Annotated in this window: 14 protein-coding genes; 3 read left to right on the top strand and 11 right to left on the bottom strand. The window is 69.5% G+C overall.

The window, feature by feature from the left end; all coding sequences use genetic code 11:
- Positions 1-186: 186 nt before the first annotated feature.
- The gene (locus tag STH_RS06920) at positions 187-1224 is read left to right on the top strand and encodes a glycosyltransferase family 4 protein (RefSeq protein WP_011195497.1); all 1038 of its coding nucleotides are present in this window, start codon (positions 187-189) and stop codon (positions 1222-1224) included.
- Positions 1221-2222: a glycosyltransferase family 4 protein gene (locus STH_RS06915; protein WP_011195496.1), complete on the top strand. Its 1002-nt coding sequence runs from the start codon at positions 1221-1223 to the stop codon at positions 2220-2222. The genes STH_RS06920 and STH_RS06915 overlap by 4 nt, the downstream gene beginning before the upstream one ends.
- A 69-nt stretch (positions 2223-2291) precedes the next feature.
- Here the strand turns inward: STH_RS06915 and STH_RS06910 are convergent, their stop codons facing one another.
- The 6 genes from STH_RS06910 to STH_RS06885 all read right to left on the bottom strand — a co-directional run bounded on the left by STH_RS06910 (position 2292) and on the right by STH_RS06885 (position 10663).
- A complete protein-coding gene (locus STH_RS06910) occupies positions 2292-3371 on the bottom strand; it encodes an acyltransferase family protein (RefSeq protein ID WP_011195495.1) in 1080 nt (359 codons plus the stop codon).
- A 143-nt stretch (positions 3372-3514) separates the two neighbouring features.
- Positions 3515-5347, bottom strand: a complete 1833-nt coding sequence (locus STH_RS06905) for a methyltransferase domain-containing protein (protein WP_011195494.1) — start codon at positions 5345-5347, stop codon at positions 3515-3517.
- A complete protein-coding gene (locus STH_RS06900) occupies positions 5344-7581 on the bottom strand; it encodes a glycosyltransferase (RefSeq protein WP_011195493.1) in 2238 nt (745 codons plus the stop codon). The genes STH_RS06905 and STH_RS06900 overlap by 4 nt, the downstream gene beginning before the upstream one ends.
- A complete protein-coding gene (locus tag STH_RS06895) occupies positions 7581-8309 on the bottom strand; it encodes a glycosyltransferase (protein ID WP_011195492.1) in 729 nt (242 codons plus the stop codon). The genes STH_RS06900 and STH_RS06895 overlap by 1 nt, the downstream gene beginning before the upstream one ends.
- A gap of 172 nt (positions 8310-8481) precedes the next feature.
- A complete protein-coding gene (locus STH_RS06890) occupies positions 8482-10233 on the bottom strand; it encodes a DAK2 domain-containing protein (protein WP_011195491.1) in 1752 nt (583 codons plus the stop codon).
- A gap of 70 nt (positions 10234-10303) precedes the next feature.
- Complete coding sequence (locus tag STH_RS06885; RefSeq protein WP_011195490.1) at positions 10304-10663, bottom strand: Asp23/Gls24 family envelope stress response protein; 360 nt, start codon at positions 10661-10663, stop codon at positions 10304-10306.
- Between the two features lie 176 nt (positions 10664-10839).
- On the opposite strand from STH_RS06885, the gene rpmB reads away from it, so the two are divergent.
- Positions 10840-11031 (top strand): 50S ribosomal protein L28, encoded by a 192-nt coding sequence (gene rpmB, locus STH_RS06880; protein ID WP_011195489.1) that lies wholly within the window; start codon positions 10840-10842, stop codon positions 11029-11031.
- A 69-nt stretch (positions 11032-11100) separates the two neighbouring features.
- Here rpmB and hslO read toward each other — a convergent pair whose 3' ends face one another.
- The 5 genes from hslO to rsgA all read right to left on the bottom strand — a co-directional run bounded on the left by hslO (position 11101) and on the right by rsgA (position 14540).
- Positions 11101-12006, bottom strand: a complete 906-nt coding sequence (gene hslO, locus STH_RS06875) for an Hsp33 family molecular chaperone HslO (RefSeq protein WP_242654584.1) — start codon at positions 12004-12006, stop codon at positions 11101-11103.
- Positions 12007-12259: 253 nt separating this feature from the next.
- Positions 12260-12427, bottom strand: coding sequence for a hypothetical protein (locus STH_RS18720; protein ID WP_011195487.1), 168 nt, complete (start codon positions 12425-12427; stop codon positions 12260-12262).
- A gap of 96 nt (positions 12428-12523) precedes the next feature.
- Positions 12524-12955, bottom strand: a complete 432-nt coding sequence (locus STH_RS06870; RefSeq protein WP_043713678.1) for a chemotaxis protein CheW — start codon at positions 12953-12955, stop codon at positions 12524-12526.
- A 20-nt stretch (positions 12956-12975) separates the two neighbouring features.
- Positions 12976-13656 (bottom strand): ribulose-phosphate 3-epimerase, encoded by a 681-nt coding sequence (gene rpe / locus STH_RS06865; RefSeq protein WP_242654583.1) that lies wholly within the window; start codon positions 13654-13656, stop codon positions 12976-12978.
- A 5-nt stretch (positions 13657-13661) separates the two neighbouring features.
- The gene (gene rsgA / locus STH_RS06860; RefSeq protein ID WP_011195484.1) at positions 13662-14540 is read right to left on the bottom strand and encodes a ribosome small subunit-dependent GTPase A; all 879 of its coding nucleotides are present in this window, start codon (positions 14538-14540) and stop codon (positions 13662-13664) included.
- Positions 14541-14560 lie beyond the last annotated feature (20 nt).

The raw sequence follows: 14560 nt of genomic DNA, 5'->3' as shown, positions 1-14560 counted from the left end.
CATCAGGGTATGTGCGTCGACATAATAAGGTGACCGGTCGACACACCCCCGCCCGGCCCTCCATACACTGGAGCAGTGCAGACACCGCAGCTTCCGACAACCGCCGAAGGGGCGCCGCAGCCGCGCGCCAAACGCCCGCGCGGCGCCGCGCAGGCGGAAGCAGTTCAGTGACTGGAGGGGTCCGCTGTGCGGGTCGTCATCCCCGTGTTGCACCTCCACCGCGGCGGCGGCTGCCGGGTCATCGCCGAGGCAGCCAACCAGCTGGTCGAGCGGGGTCACGACGTCACCGTGGTCGTGCTCGAGGGCCTCCCCCTTGCCTATCCGCTCAAATCCCGGGTCAAACGGGTCAGCAAGATCACGCCGTCGGTGATCCCGGAGGCCGACGTGATCTTGCCCAACTTCTGGCCGACGGTCAGGCCCGCCGCCGAAAGCGGCAAGGGCCGGGTCGTCCGGTTCAGCACCGGGTTCGAGCCCATGTGGGTGCCCGAGAACAAAGCGGCCCTGGACACGTACCTCCAGGGCTTTCCGGTGATCACACTGGGGCCGCATCTGCGCAGGATCATCCGGGAGGCGACCGGACAGGACTGCTTCATCGCCCAGCCCGGCGTGGACGGCCGCGTCTTCCGTCCGCTGGACGGCGCGCCGAGAGACGGTCGGACGGTGTTCTTCATCTACCGGTCGGAGGCGCACGGCTACCACTATAAGGGCAACGGCGACTTCGCGGCGGCCATGGAGCTCGTCCGCCGCCAGATGCCGGACGTGCGGGTGCTGGTGGCTGCCACGGAAGGCGACTCCCCCGGAACCCCGCCTCCCCCCTTCGCCTTCCCTTTCACCGAAATCCGGCCCGAGGACGACCGGGCGATGGCCGAGGCCTACAACCGTGCGGCCGTCTACGTGCTGGCCTCCTGGTTTGAAGCGCTCTCGCTGCCCCCGCTGGAGGCCATGGCCTGCGGCACGCCGGTGGTGCTCACCGACTGCGGCGGCGTGCGCGACTACGCCCGCCCGGGCGAGAACTGCCTGCTCAGCCCGCCGAAGCAGCCCGACCGCCTGGCCGGGTACATCCTGAGCGTGCTCAGGGAGCCTGACCTGCGGTCCCGGCTGGCGGAGGGCGGCCTGCGCACCGCGGCGGTGTGGACGTGGAAGCGCTTCGGCGACCAGCTGGAGGACGCCCTCCGGCAGATCATGCAGGGGCATGTCCAGCCGCAGGAGGCAAGGGACCCGTGAAGATCACCATTCCGGCGTTCAACCTGGAGCTGGGCGGGGGCACGCGCACCCTCGTCCGGGTGGCCGAAGGGCTGGCGGCCTACGGCCACGACGTCGCGTTCCTGATCCCGGAGCGGGGGGGCATCCAGTGGAAGGTCACCGTTCCGGTGATCTCGGTTCCCTGGATCGTCCCCGATGCGTTCCCCAAGTCCGACATCATCCTGACCAACTTCTGGAGCACCGTGCCGCCGGCCTGGGAGAGCGGCGCGGGGCAGGTGGTCCGGTTCAGCCTGGGCTACGAGCCGCTGTGGGTGAAGGACCCCCGGGCGAAGGAGACCTACCTGCTCCCCATCCCCACCCTGGCCATCTCCCAGTGGCTGGCCAGCCGCATCGAAGCCGTGGCCGGCCGGCGACCGCAGGTCATCCACCTCGGCATCGAGCAGGAGACCTTCGTGCCGCCGCCTCCCGACGCCCCGCCCCGGTCGGGCATCCTGTATATCTGGCGGGACAAGACCCTGGGGTACGGCTTCAAGGGCACCGACGACTTCGTCCAGGCCCTGGGCCCGGTCATGCAGCGCTACCCCCGCCTTCCCCTCACCATCGTCACGCCCGTGGCCTGCCGCGTCCATCTGCCGTACCCGCACCGGGTGGTGGTCGCGCCCACGGACGCGGAGCTGGCCGAGCTCTATCAGCAGGCGGCGGTCTTCGTCTCCACCTCCTGGTTCGAGGGCTTCTCCATGCCGCCGTTGGAGGCCATGAGCTGCGGCGCGGCCGTGGTCGCGACCAACTGCGGGGGCATTGGCGAGTACGCCCGGCACCAGGTCAACTGCCTGCTGGTACCCCCCCGGACCCCGATGGCCCTTGCGCAGGCGATCCTCACTGTCCTGGGCGATCCGGCCCTCCGGCAGCGGCTGGGCGCCGCCGGCGTCGCCACCGCCCGCGACTGGAGCTGGCAGCGCACCTGGAAGGAGATGCACGAAGCGCTCACGGCCATTCACGAGGCGAGCAGAGGGACCTGACCGGACACGGCCGAAAAAGCAGGCCATCGAGGCGACAGAGCGCAACGCCCGGCCTCGATGGCTGCGCGTTCAACGAGTTGCCGCCTCGGCGGGGGCTGCGGCAGACCCAGGCGGCGGCGCCAGCCTGGCCTTGCTGCCGTCCACCCCGAGCCGGCCCACCACGTAGGCGCCCCACCGCCAGCGGTTGAGCGCGAAGGTCACCAGCGCCGCCGCGGTCGCGGCCAGCACGAAGAGCAGCAGAATCCCCGCCGGTTTCGGCAGGCCCGGAATCCGCACGACCCACCGGCGGAACAGCTCCAGGAAGAACCAGTGCAGCAGGTAGATCCCGAAAGAGGCCCGGTTGACGAGGTTCAGCACCGAGGGGATCCGCCGGGCCCGTCCCGCCAGCGGGAAGGCGAGGAGGATGACCCCCGCCGCGTACAGCACCACTTCAAACCGCTGCGAGGTCACGTCCGGCAGGAAGCCGCTCAGGGCGTTTCGCAGCAGCAGCCCCGCGCCGCACGCCAGGAGCGCCGCCGAAAGCGGCCACCACCGGCGCAGCACCAGTTGAAACTGGTCCCGGTCCCGGCCGGAATAGTATCCGAGCACGTAATAGAAGAACCAGGCGGGCAGCAGCCGGTACGCGTGGAAGCCGAGGTAGGGGATCGAGACCAGGCCCAGGTTGAGGGCCGCCAGGTACCCGATGTTCACCAGGCCCGCGGCCGGCACGCCCACCCACGCCGGCACCCGCTCCAGGATCGGCCGGAACAGCGGGTGGAACAGGTAGAACTGGAAGACGACCAGCACGAAGTACCCGTGGTAGCCGCCCGCGATGTTGTACCGGATCCGGTCCACCAGGGGCGCCCCCCACTGGTAGTGCTGCCAGCAGGCGTAACCCACGGCGAAGATCAGGTAGGGCAGGATCAGGTACTTCACCCGCAGCCAGAGCGTCTCAAAGTACGGGCGCTGCGACTTGGAGTAGCCGATCAGGAACGCGGACATGTAGGCGAACGTGGGCGTCGCGAACAGGAGCAACAGCCGGGCGGTGTTGAGGCCGCGGTTCACCTCGGGGTCCCCGATCAGCATTGTGATCGAGTGCATCAGGACCACGGCCAGGCACGACACGGCCCGTATGATGATCAGCTCAGGAACGATGACTTTCTGCTTCACGAGGTCCTCCTGCAATGGCTCCCACCGATTCCCTGTGGAAGACGAACCCCCTGGCAGGACTTCCCCGCGGCCTGCCAGGGGGTGCCCTATTTCCATTCGACCCCGCACCCGGTGGGTCCTGCCTGAACCGCTGACGCCCCCGCTCACCAATGGGGGCGGCTGCCGCTCACCAGGGCGAACGTGAAGTCGACCAGGACGTCGTCCTCCGTGATGGTGGTGCGGTAGGCCCGCTGCACCGCCGGGGGCGTCGTCCGATGCATCTCCAGCAGACGGGCCTTCAGCGCATCCGACAGGTCCGACCGCTCCAGCCAGCCCCTTACGCTCACCTGGGGCATCACATACCGCCGGAACCGGATGTCGACGAATCCGGCCCGCTCCAGCAGTTGCACCAGGTGCTCCGGCAGGAGCACCAGCCGCTCCTCCTTCAGGGAGAAGACCTCGGTGAAGTGGGCCACCGATTCCGGCGAAGGCGGAATGCCCTCCCCGATCACCAGCCGTCCGCCCGGGCGCAGCACCCGGTACAGTTCCCGCATCACCTGGTCGAGCCCCTGGGTCACGTGGTGCAGCACGGAGCGGGCCAGCACCCGGTCGAAGGACCGGTCCGGCAGGGGCACGGCCCGCAGGTCGGCGTGCACCAGGGGGAGCCCCGGCACCTTCCGCCGCGCCTGGACCAGCATCTCCTCCGAGTTGTCGAGCCCGACGTACCGCGCCACCCGCGGTGCCCCGGCGGCCGCCACCTGGCCGGTGCCGACCCCTGCCTCGAGCACATGGTGCTCCGGCCTGAGGTCCGCAAAGGCGAGGAAGGCGGACAGATAATCCGGGTTGGACGCCCACTGCTGCTGGTCGTATTCCGCCGCGCGGCGCTGCGAGAATTCGTTGAAAACCGGCGGCGTCCGCCCGGCCCGCCCGGCCGGCACCGGCAGCCCGGCGGCGCGCACGATCAGCCGGAAGCCGTCGTGGAAGTGGATATCGGAGCGCTGCCCCCGGTAGACCCCCGGCCCCCGCAGCGCGTAGAACCCCTGGTAGTTGTGCGTCCCGCTGTAGATGCCCCCGTTCTGCCCCTCCAGCACCGCCAGGTCGGGCGAGAGCAGCCGGTACCGTGTCTGCCGGTACTCCCAGACCATCTCCGCCATCACCGGGTTCGGGGGCTCCCGGGTGAGCAGGTGACCGATGGGCAGCATGCCGTGGTCGGAGATGAACAGGACGGTCTCGGGCCGCAGCCGCGCGATGAGGCGGCCGAAGATGCGGTCGAGCTCGGCGTAGGCCCGGACCATGGTGCGCGGCGGCTGCTCGTGCATCAGGAAGTGGCCGGCGTAGTCCGCCTCCAGGAAATAGACCCAGAGCACATCCACCGGGCGCCGCTCGTACAGGCGGAATACCAGGTCCGCGTACCGCTCCAGGTGCGGCCGCAGCAGCTCCGGCATGTTGGTCCAGTAGCCGCGGGCCAGGGTCTCCCTCAGCTCCTGGTCCGACAGCTCGGCAAAGGGCTTGGTGATCCCCAGATCCCTCAGCTTCGGGGGCTTCGGGATGCCGGCCACGTACTCCCGGTCGATCAGCGCGCGCAGTTCGGGCGGGTGCACGGACCGGTCGGTCTGGCTGTGGGGCGGGCGGGGAACGCCGGACACGAAGAACCCGTTCACCTGCGGCGCGGGGAAGGTGTAGAGGGACTCCACGAAGCCGACGCTCAGCCCCCAGCGGTTGAGCCAGTCCCACAGGAACAGGTCCGTTTTCACCTTGGTGAGGTCGGCCGGCTCCTTGGACTTGGAGAGACGCACGGCCTGGATGCCGTGCACCTCGGGGGGCAGGCCCGTGTAATAGGTGGTCCAGACGTCGCCGGAACGGGTGAGCGAGTCGATGATGCCGTAGCTGCCCTCCCGGCACAGCCGGTCCAGCGTGGGCAGCCGCCGTCGGTGGGCCAGGATCAGGTGGGGATCGGCGGCATCGCACGCCAGCACGAGCAGTCTGGGCGTCCTCATGGCTTCGCCTCCCTCCGTCGCTCGGCGCAGGCCGCCTGCACGGCCGCCTCCGCCGCATCCACGAACGCGTCCCAGGTCCGGGTGCGGACCATCTGCAGGGCGGCGTTCGCGAAGCCCCTGGCACGGTTCCGGTCCCGCAGGGCCGCCAGCACCAGGTCGCCCAGCATCTTGGGATGGTTGGGAAGACCCATGAAGCAGTTGATCCCCGGGGTGGCATACTCCCGGATTCCGCCCGCGTCGGTGGCCACCACCGGCGTGCCGCAGGCCATGGCCTCCAGCACGCCGAGCTGCGCGCCGTCGCTGACGGAGGCGGTGACAAACACGTCCAGGCTGCGGTAGAACCGGGCGATCTCCTCGTCGCTGCGCGCCTCCACCACCTCCACCGGGATCGGCGCGTCCACCGGCAGCCCGTCGGGGTTGAGCAGGCACACCCGCACGTCCCGCTCCTCGTGCAGCACCCGCTGCATGGCGGTGAAGAAGCAGTCCGCGCCCTTGAAGCCGTAGCCCAGGGCCGGGCTGCGGTAGATGAATCCGACCCGCCTCGGGCCCCCGGGAGGACGCGCCCCCGGCTTGAAGATCGCCGTGTCGACCCCCGGCGGCACCGGGTGGCACGGCCTGCCGCTCTGCTGCTGCACCCGGGCCGCCACCGGCGCGGCGGTGGCCATGGAGCGGTAAGGCAGGCTGACCACGTGAAGGGCGGTGCGCGCGTCGTAGGCGACGTCCGGTTCGAAGCGGAAGTGCAGCGGAACGGTCACGTGGGAGGAGCGGCCCAGGGCCTTGGGAATGAGCCCCAGGGACGCGGGGATGATGACGTCCGCCTGAGGGAACTTGTGCGGCTCGAAAGCGGGCATCCGGTGGATGGGCACCCTGACCGGATAGGCGACCGGCTGGCCTTCCAGCATAAGGATGAACGTGTCGTGCCCCCGGCGGGCCAGCCCCTCGGCCAGACGGGCGACCGTGCGCCCGCGCCCGCCCTTGTGGATCCCGTAGGTGAGAATGCCGATGCGCAAGGGCCGCACCCCCTTCGTCGTTACGGTTGGTGTGGTCCCCGGAGCCGTTGCGGCACGGGGCGCCGTGCCGGGGCCCGGGGTCGGAGCACGGGCGGGACCCGGGGCCGGAGCCGGCTCGGGAAACAGCGGACCGCGGTAGGCCCGGCGCCCCGGGGGAACCGGGAGCCCGAGCACGCGCAGCAAGAGGCCGAAGAGGTCGTGAAAGTGCACGTCGGCCCTGACGCCTGACCGCACCCGGGGCGAGCGCACGGCGTAGAACGCCCGGTCCCGGTGGGTGCCCGTGCAGAGGCCGCGGTTGTAGCCCTGCACCACGGCGAGATCCGGGCGGAGCAGCCGGGTCCCGGCGACCCGGTACTCCTCGGCCAGGTTCCGCATGAGCGGGGTGGACTGTGGCTGCGTCAGCAGCCGGGCGATGGGCGTCATGCCGTGGTCAGAGAGCAGCAGCACCGCCTCCGCGCCGGTTCGCTGGGCGAGGCGGGCGAACCCCCGGTCCATCTCGGCGTACACCTGCACCAGCACCTCGGGCGGGTCGGCGTTGAACAGGAAATGGCCCAGCACATCGGTCTCCATGAAGTAGACCCAGAGCACGTCGCACGGGACCTCGGTCCACAGCCGCTCGACCAGGTCCAGGTACCAGTTCAGGTGCGGCCGGAGCAGGGCCGGCGCGTCGGCGAAGTAGCCGTCCAGGAGCTTCAGCAGTTCGGCGTCCGTGAGCTCGTTGAAGGGTTTGTCAACGCCCAGGTCCTTCAGGGAAGGCGGCTTGGGCAGGCTGGCCATATACTCCCGGTCGATGAGCGGCTTCAGCGCCGGCGGCCAGACGGCCCGGTCGGTCTGCGCCAGGCTGGGCCTGGGCGAGCCCGAGACGAAGAAGCCCTGCACCCGGGGGGCGGGATAGGCGTGCAGGGGCTCCACGAAGCCCACGGTGAGGCCGTGGCGGTTCAGCCAGTCCCACAGGAACAGGTCGGTCTTCACCGCGCTCAGGTCAGCGGGCTGCTTGGCCAGGGCCAGCCGGCTGAACTGGACGCCGTGCTGTTCCGGGGGCAGCCCGGTGTAGTGGGTGGTCCAGATGTCGCAGGAGTGCACCGCCGACTCCACCACCCCGTGGCCCCCGCCCTGACAGAGGCTCCGGATGAAAGGCAGCCGGTGCAGGTTGTGCAGGATCACATCGGGGTCGAGCCCGTCACAGGCCAGTACCAGCAGGCGCGGGTTCTTCCGCTGCGTCACTAGGTTCCACCTCCCCCTCCGGGCAGCCACCCTTGCAGGTAGGCCCGCGCCTTCGCCAGCACCCGGTCGTTGTAGGCCAGGGCGTCGGGGCGGGCACTCAGGTTCTCGCCGTGCCAGCGGTAGCGCAGGAGCGGCTCGGCCACGTGGCCGAAGCGGTAGTCCCGGGCGAGCCGCAGCCACATGTCCCAGTCGTGGGCCTGGGGCAGCGACTCGTCAAAGAGGCCCGCCCGCAGGTAGACGTCCCGGCGGACCAGGGTCGTGGACCCGTTGATCACGCACCCGCGCAGCAGCTTCTCGACCTGGTCGGCCCGGGAACGGAAGGTGGGTGAGGCCAGGTGGGAGACCGTCTTCCCGCGTCCATCCACCACGAACCAGTTGGTGTAGATGAGCGCGCATTCGGGATGGGCCTCCGCGTACGCCATCTGCTTTGCCAGCTTCTCCGGCAGGAAGGCGTCGTCCGCGCTCAGCCAGGCGATCCACTCGCCCCTCGCCTGCCGGATCCCCTCGTTCAGGGCCGACGGAGTCCCGCCGTTGCGCTTGCGGATGGTGCGGATGGCCCTGCCGTACCGCTCCAGCAGGAAAGGCGTCCGGTCGGTGGAGCCGTCGTCCACCACCAGCACCTCCAGGTTGCTGTAGGTCTGGTTCAGGGCGCTCTCCACCGCCTCGGCCAGGTAGCGGGCTGCGTTGTAGGCGGGAATCACGACCGTGACCTTGGGGTTGTCGGGCACCGCTCACCCCTCCCGTCCGCGCAGACGCAGTGCTCCATCACACTATGTAAACTGGGGCCGGAGTGCCACCGCGCGCAAAAGCTGACCCGGCGGAGCCTGCGGCTCCGCCGGGTCAGCCTGACACGGCATGTGCGTGAAGCCCGCGTGCGCCCGCCGGCGCACACGGCTCATGTTATTCGAGAGAGAACACGTAGTGGTAGAGCGGCTGGCCGCCGTACTGCATCTCGACCTCGTGGTCGGGGAAGCGCTCCCTGAGCTGCTCGGCCACGGCCTCGGCCCGCTCGGCATTGATCCCGTTGCCGTAGTACACCGCGATCACCTCGCCGCCGGCCTCGGCCACCATCGCCTCCAGCAGCTCGGTCAGCACCGCCTCGGGCTCCTTCCCGACCTTGCGGATTCTGCCGTTCCACAGGCCGAGGATGTCGCCCTGACGGATCTCCAGGTCCTCGTACACCGTGTCCCGCACGGCGTAGGTGACCTCGCCGGTCTGGACCGCGGCGATGGCCTGCTTCATGTTGTGGAAGAGCCGCTCGCCGTCCTCCTCGTCGGGCATCCAGGCCACCATGGCCGAGATCCCCTCGGGCACGGAGCGGGTCGGCACCACGTAGACCTTCTTGTCGGTCAGCGCGACCACCTGCTCGGCCGCGAGGATGATGTTCTTGTTGTTGGGCAGCAGGAACACCTGCCGGCTGGGGCACCGCTCCACGGCATCCAGCAGGTCCTGGGTGGACGGGTTCATCGTCTGGCCGCCCTCGATGACCTGGCTCACGCCCAGGGAACGGAAGATCTGCGCCATCCCGTCGCCGGCCGCGACGGCCACCACGGCGGTGGGGAGCTCCTCCTCCGGGGCGGGGGCCTCCGCCTGCGCAGCCGGGGCGACGCCCGCCACCGCGGCCTGGGGCGCGTCCACCCCCTCCGGCGCAGGCTGGGCATTGCGCAACAGGTCAGCGTGCTGCTCCCGCATGTTGTGGATGACGATATCGATCAGGTCGCCGTACTGGATCGCCAGCGACAGCACCGGACCGGGGTTCGAGGCGTGCACGTGGACCTTGGCCAGGTCCTCGCTGCCGACCACGTAGATGGAGTCGCCCCACTGCTCCAGCTCCCTGGCGATGTGGTCCATCGGGATCGGGCCGCCGTCCCGGTACCGCCGGATGAAGAACTCGCAGTCGTACGGGAAGCGGATGTCGGAGATCTCCTCGTCCACCCGGAAGGCCACCTGCGTCGCCGGCGAGGTGTCGTGCCGAGTGCGGACGGGCTCCTCCTCCGGCGGAATCTGGGTCGGGACGGTGGCCACGTCAGACGCCTCGCCCGAGAGCGCCTCGTAGTAGCCGTGGTAGATAACGGTCAGGCCCTTGCCGCCCGAGTCGACGACACCGGCCTTCTTCAGCACCGGCAGCAGCTCCGGCGTCCTGGCCAGGGCGGCCTCGGCGGCCTCCACGGCGGCACGCATGACGGCCGCCGCCGACCGGTCCTTCCGGCTGGCCTGCTGCGCTGCGGCAGCCGCTTCCCGGGCCACGGTGAGGATCGTGCCCTCGACGGGCTTCATCACCGCCTTGTAGGCGGTATCAACGCCCTCCTGCAGGGCCCTGGCCAGGTCACGGCCGTCGATGGTGACCTTCCCGTCCAGGTACTTCGCAAAACCTCTGAACAGCTGCGACAGGATGACCCCCGAGTTGCCCCGGGCGCCCATGAGCGAGCCCTGGGCCAGGGCGGCGGCCACCTCGCCCACCGTCCGGTCGCCGGCCCGCTCCACCTCCCGGTTCGCCGAGGTCAGCGTCATCGACATGTTGGTTCCGGTGTCGCCGTCGGGCACGGGGAAGACGTTCAAGGCGTTGACCGCGTCCTTTTCGGCGTCCAGCCTCGCCGCCGCGCGGAGGATCATCTGCTTCAACGCCTTGCCGTCAATGGTCTGAATACTCAAGGACGAGTTCCTCCTCATCCCCACCGGCAGGTCCGGCGGGGCTGAAATGGGTGCCTGAAGCGGCGTCGGCTCAGGACTGTCCAAGCTTGACGCCGCGGACATGAATGCGGACAGCCCGCACCTTCAGCCCTGTGTAGCTCTCGACGACGTAACGCACCTGGTCGGTGACGTTCCGCCCGATCTCCGAGATGCGGGTGCCATACCCGACCACGATGTAGAGGTCGATCTCCACCGAGTCGCCGTCGACCTCCACCGAGACGCCCCGGGCCAGGTTCTCGCGGCCCAAAAGCTCCGAAATGCCGTCCTGGATGCGGGAGGAGGCCATGCCCACAATGCCGTAGCACTCCGTGGTGGCGATGCCGGCGAGGGTGGCGATGACCTCGTTGGAGACATAGATCCGTCCCCGTTCGGTGATCAACTCCTTCCCCACCGGGGCTCCCCCCTTTCCAGCGGCGTTATGTTCTTCCTGTGGCGGCCGAATTCCTGCCGGGCACACCCAATTGGCGGCCGCTCCCGCGCTTGTCATGTTTGCACACGTTGTGTTATGATATGGATCGTGCTTTGAACGAGGTGAGCTGGAGCTCCGCCAAGAGGGGGTGTCAGACCTTGGCTCGTCGGTGCGAGGTTTGCAACAAGGGCGTGTCGCACGGCCACAACGTCAGCCACGCTGAGAACAAGACCAAGCGGACCTGGTCGCCCAACGTGCAGACTGTCCGGGCGGTCGTGGACGGCCGCGTCAAGCGCATCACCGTCTGCACCCGTTGCCTCCGCAGCGGGAAGGTGCAGCGGGCGATCTAACCTTCCCCGTTCGTCATGAGACCCGGCCGCAGAAAGCGGCCGGGTTTTCGCCATTGCGCACGGGACCGGTCACTGCTTGTCCTTCATCCCCCGCTGGACCTGCAGGACCTCCTCCGGCGAGAACCGGTAGACGGCGTTGCAGAAGTGGCAGGTGAGCTCGGCCCCCCGCCCCTCCTCCACGAGGCCGGAGAGCTCGGTCTCGTCCAGCAGCGCGATTGCGCCCAGGGCCCGCTCCCGGCTGCACCGGCACGGGAAGCTCAGGTCACGGCGCTCCAGGATCTGGTAGTCGATCCCGGTCAGCACCACGGACAGGATCTCCTCGGGCGTCATGCCCTGCTCCACCGCCAGGCTGACGGAGCCCAGCCGGCCCAGGTTCTCCTCCAGCCGGTCCCGGTCGGCGTCCGGCGTTGCCGGCAGGAGCTGCACCATGTAACCGCCCGCGGCCACCACGGCGCCGTCCGGCCCCACCCGCACGCCCAGGCCCACGGCCGAGGGCGTCTGCTCCGAGCGGGTGAGGTAGTAGGCCAGATCCTCGGCGATCTCGCCGGAGACCAGTTCGGACGAGCCGGTGTAGATGCCCTGCAGCGCGAGCTGGCGGGTGACGTAGAGCATGCCGGTGCCCACGGCGGCGCCCACGTTCAGTTTGCCCCGCGCGGCGGGTTCCAGGTCCACGTGGGGCTCGGTGACGTAGCCGCGTACGTGGCCCTGCTCGTCCGCGTCACAGAGAATGCCCCGCAGCGGGCCGTCGCCGGCCACCCGCAGGGTCAGAGACTCGTTGGGATCCTTCAGGGTCGCGGCCAGAAGCGCCGTGCCGGTCAGCGCCCTCCCCAGGGCGGCGGTGGCCACGGGCCAGGTGTCGTGGCGGCGCCGGGCCTCCTCCGTCAGCGCCGTGGTCACCGCGGCAAAAGCGCGCACGTTCCCGCCTGCGCCAATGGCCCGTACCAAGTAGTCGGCCATGATCGTTTCGACCTCCAAGCGGCAAGTCTTCCCTATTATAGCCAAGCATCACCCCGGCGGCAATCGACCGCCGGGGTGCCTCGCGGACAGAGGGCCGATGCGGCCGGCCAGCGGGCGGCAGGCGGGCCCGGTGCGGCTTACGCGGCGTCCCTGCCTTCCCCCCGCTTGCCGGAAAACAATCGCATGATGGCCATCAGCATTCTGCCTAAGGGTCGTGGCAGTCGGATGACGGTGATGCGCACACAGGTGCCCCCCTTCCCTGTCCCATGGCTCACCGGCCGATCAACGTGTAGCCGATGTAGGCGATCAGTCCGCCGATCACCGCGGCGTAGACGAAGCCAGGCAAGGCGGTGAGCACGATCGAGACACCCGCCAGGATCAGCACGAAGCCCACCAAGGTCCTGCGCGGCGGCCTCCGCCTGCCCAGCCTCACCCGCACGGCGACCCCTCCCCGTCCCGGCGAACCCGTTCTTCCCCCAACATACGTAGGCAGGGGGGAAAACTTGCCTCCGGAAACGGGAGCGGGACCATGAACTCAGGCCACCGCGATGGAGAGCATCCGGGACAGGTCGATCAGCACCACCAGCCGACCGTTCATCCGGGCGACGCCGTACACGTAATCCTGCCCGACCACCGTCAGGCTGTCGTCGGGCAGGCTGACGGCCTCGTCTGCGATGGTCGCCACCTGCTCCACGCCGTCCACGACCAGCGCAGCCGTGACGCCGCCGACGGTGAGGATCATGATGCGGCTGTCGCCGTCCGCCGGCCGGGACGGCAGCCCCAGCCGCTTGCGCAGGTCGATCACCGGCATGACCTCGCCCCGCAGGTCGATCACGCCTTCCACGAAGTGGGGGGTGTTGGGCAGGCGCGTGACCGGGGCCAGGTAGCTCACCTCGCGCACGACCGCGATGTCCGCACCGTAGAGTTGCTCATCGAGACGGAAGATCACGTACTGGCCGGCCGCCATGCTATGCAACCTCCTTTGTCTCAGTCGGCGCTCGGCTGTCCCCGCAGGGCGGCGATGGCCGCCGCATAGTCATCCTTGCCAAACACCGCCGTCCCCGCCACCAACACCGTCGCCCCCGCTTCCACGCACCGGGGGGCGGTGTGCGGGTCGACCCCGCCGTCCACCTGGATCTCCACCCGGTCGGCCAGCCCGGCCTCGGCCAGCATCGCTCTGGCCTGCCGGACCTTGGGCAGACACGCGTCGATGAAGCGCTGGCCGCCGAAGCCCGGGTTGACGGTCATGATCAGCACCAGGTCCACCATGTCCAGCACGTGGGCCAGCACGCTCACGGGCGTGTGGGGGTTGAGGGCGACGCCGGCCTTCACGCCGGCCTCCCGGATCTGGCCCAGCACCCGGTGCAGGTGGTCGCAGGCTTCAGCGTGGACGGTGATCAGGTCCGCCCCCGCCTTGACGAAGTCGCCGATGTACCGCTCGGGATGGCGGATCATCAGGTGCGCGTCGAAGAAGAGCTTCGACCGCGGCCGCAGCTTGGCGATGACGGGCGGACCAAAGGTGATGTTGGGCACGAAGTGGCCGTCCATCACGTCCAGGTGAGCCCAATCGGCTCCCGCCGCCTCGATGGCGGCCAGTTCCGCGCCCAGCGCCGCGAAGTCAGCGGAAAGCAGGGACGGGGCAACCTTCAAGCGCCTGGGTTCGAACACGGGCACTACCACCTCTTCATGGCCTCTACTTCGTCGAGGAACATCAGGTAATTGCGATGGCGGCTCTCCGGAATCGCCCCCGCCTCCACCGCATCCCGCACCGCGCAGTCGGGCTCCTTGCGGTGCAGGCAGTCCGCGTACCGGCACTCCGCCTGGTAACGGGCGAACTCCCGGAAGCAGTCGCGGAGCGTCCACTTGTCGATGTCCTGAAACTCCAGGTACGTGAAGCCCGGCGCGTCGGCCAGCAGGCCCCCGCCCGTGAGCGGGATGAGCTCCACGTGGCGCGTGGTGTGCCGACCCTTGCGCGACTTGGCGGACAGATCCCCGATGCGCACGTCCGCCCGCTGGGGCTCCAGCGCCCGGACCAGCCGGGACTTGCCCACCCCCGAGTGGCCTGCCAGCACCGACGTCTTGCCCGCCAGGTGGCGCCTGAGCTCGTCCAGTCCCCGGCCCTCGGCGGCCGAGATCGGCAGCACCCGGTACCCCACCAGGTCGCCGTAGAGCCGGACGAAGGCGGCGACATCCGCTTCCTCCACCAGGTCGATCTTGTTGAGCAGGATCAGCGGCTCGACCCCGGCCTGCTCCACGTGCACCAGCACCCGGTCGAGGAAGAGGTAGTCGGCCTCGGGCTCGACGAGGGTGAAGACCACCAGGCACTGGTCCACGTTGGCCACCGGCGGGCGCTCCAGGCAGTTGCGGCGGGGCAGCACCTTCTCGATGCGCCCCTCCCCGTCGGGCGCGAGCGTGACCTCAACCTCGTCGCCGGCCCGCACCTGCAGCCTGTCCAGCCGGAACTTGCCCCGGGGGCGGCACTCCACCTCACGGCCGTCCACCAGCACGTAGTAGATGTTCGAATGCGATCGGATCACCTGACCTACCGGCACACTTCGACCCCACCTCTTTG

It is taken from the genome of Symbiobacterium thermophilum IAM 14863 (assembly GCF_000009905.1).
Classification (GTDB): domain Bacteria; phylum Bacillota; class Sulfobacillia; order Symbiobacteriales; family Symbiobacteriaceae; genus Symbiobacterium; species Symbiobacterium thermophilum.
The sequence above is the reverse complement of the archived record's forward strand: the minus strand, read 5'-3'. Positions and strand labels throughout refer to the sequence as shown.